The organism is Rhizobacter sp. P3_B12 (assembly GCF_056402895.1).
On record NZ_JBFUGN010001142.1, the window covers coordinates 1 to 1,811 of the forward strand.

Sequence of the window (1,811 nt, forward strand, 5' to 3'; positions counted from 1 at the left end):
GCGCCGGGGCGTTCATGGAACGCGGCTCTCGACGATCTTCATCGTCGAGCGGTCACCGCCGGCGAGCTGCACCTGCACCTCGGTCAGCGCTGAGCGCACGCCGCTCACCGTGACGCGCGCGACCTGCTCGCGCAGCAGCGCCTCGCGCGGCACCAGCTCGAGCGTCCACTGCTCGAGGCTGCCGCTGAACTGCGACGTGAAGTGGCGGTCGAGCAGCTCGCGGTTGCCGGTCAGCGTGCCGCGCACGGCTTCCACCAGCACCTGCGCCTCGGGGACGGTGTCGAGCGGCACGCTGCGGCTGCGGCTGCCCTGGCTCATCGTCAGCGTGTTGCCGGCCACGGCGAGGCGCTCGCGGCGCGGCTTCAGCGTCTCGCGCACGAAGGTGTCGGGGGCCGAGAAGCTGAGGCGGCCGGACGATTCGAGCGTGCGCGTCATGTCCTGCAGCGTGACCTGGCGCTGCTCGGTGAACGTGGCCTCGCCGGCTTTGACGCCGGCCAGCAGCTGCAACAGGCTGCCCAGGTCGGCGGGCGCAGCCACGGTGGCGGTGCACGCGAGCGCCAGCATCATCCAGACGAACCTGCGCAGGGGCTTCATGGTTTCCAGAAGTCGTAGAAATTGAACCAGTTCATCGGCTGTTCGCGGCACAGCGCTTCCAGCAGCGCCACGTAGCGGCGCTGCGCGTCGGCAATGGCGGCATCCTGCGCCTCGCGGCCGGGGGGGCGCTCGCTCAGGTCGGCCAGCGGCACGAAGCGCAGCTCGTAGCGGTTGCCGCCCAGGTACAAGCCCGTCATGAAGACGACCGGCCGGCGCAGCAGCGCGGCGAGCCGGAACGGGCCGTCGGAGAACGTGGCCTCGTCGCCGAGGAAGGGCAGGCGGTGGCTGACCGAGCGCGCCGATGCGGCACCGGGCAGGCTGCGGTCGCCGAGCAGGCCGGCGACGCCGCCGTCGTCGAGCCAATTGCGCAACTGCAGCATCGATTCGAGCTGGCCGAGCGCGATGATGTGCAGCGGCGTGTCCGGCGCGATCGCCTTCAGCGTGGCGTTGATCATCCGCGCATTGTCTTCGTACATCACCATCGCGACGCGCAGCCCGGCGCGCGACTGGCCGAGCGCGCGCATCACCTCGAAGCTGCCGAGGTGCGCGCCGATCAGCAGCGCGCCCTGGCCGCGCGCGAGCACCGCATCGAGGTGCTCGGTGCCTGCGATGCGGATGTCGAAGCCGTCGAAGCGCTGCTGCAGCAGGTAGACGCGGTCGAGCACGGTCGACGCGAACGCGTGCAGGTGGCACAGCCGCTCGCCGAACGTGGGCGCGCGGCCGAGCACGCGCCGCAGGTACTGTGCCGAGGCGCGAGGGGCGGCACCGCCGAACCAGAGGAAGTACAGCGCGATCGGGCCGAGCAGCAGCCGCGCGACCGGCCGGCCGAGCCCGACGGCCACGCGCCGCATCAGCGCCAGCGCCCACAGGTTGCTGCGCTCGCGCTGGGCGGTCCAGGGGCTGTCGGCGGGCGTCGTCATCGGGCCGTCGGCGACAGGTCGAAATGCCCGCTCGCGCAGCGCGTCGCCTGTCCGTCGACGACCTGGGCGACCTCGAAGCGCAACCGCGTCGACGCCGCATCGACCGCATCCCATTCGATGCGCAGCTCGGCATCGGGCCCGACAGTCGCGACGAACTTGACGGCGCCGACCTGCAGCGGATCGAGCGCGAGGCTGTGCGCGCGCACCGCCTCGACCACCTCGGCCAGCAGCAGCACGCCGGGCACGATCGGCCGGCCGGGGAAGTGCCCCGCGAAGGCCGGGTGCGTGGCCGGGATG

General features: G+C 72.3%; 3 protein-coding genes. All 3 read right to left on the minus strand.

Features of this window, described 5'->3' with window-relative positions:
* Positions 1–12: 12 nt before the first annotated feature.
* On the minus strand, positions 13–594 hold the full coding sequence (locus tag AC1D01_RS33065; RefSeq protein WP_477873710.1) for a LolA family protein: 582 nt from the start codon (positions 592–594) through the stop codon (positions 13–15).
* Positions 591–1,514: a lysophospholipid acyltransferase family protein gene (locus tag AC1D01_RS33070; RefSeq protein WP_477873711.1), complete on the minus strand. Its 924-nt coding sequence runs from the start codon at positions 1,512–1,514 to the stop codon at positions 591–593. Before AC1D01_RS33070 ends, AC1D01_RS33065 begins: the two co-directional genes overlap by 4 nt.
* Positions 1,511–1,811: ApeI family dehydratase (locus tag AC1D01_RS33075; RefSeq protein ID WP_477873712.1), on the minus strand; the 301-nt coding region annotated here is incomplete at its 5' end. The genes AC1D01_RS33075 and AC1D01_RS33070, both read right to left, overlap by 4 nt.

Excerpts from the sequence above, each read along its gene's own strand:
- AC1D01_RS33070 (WP_477873711.1), bottom strand. The coding sequence starts at position 1,514 with ATGACGACGCCCGCCGACAGCCCCTGGACCGCCCAGCGCGAGCGCAGC.
- AC1D01_RS33065 (WP_477873710.1), bottom strand. The coding sequence starts at position 594 with ATGAAGCCCCTGCGCAGGTTCGTCTGGATGATGCTGGCGCTCGCGTGC.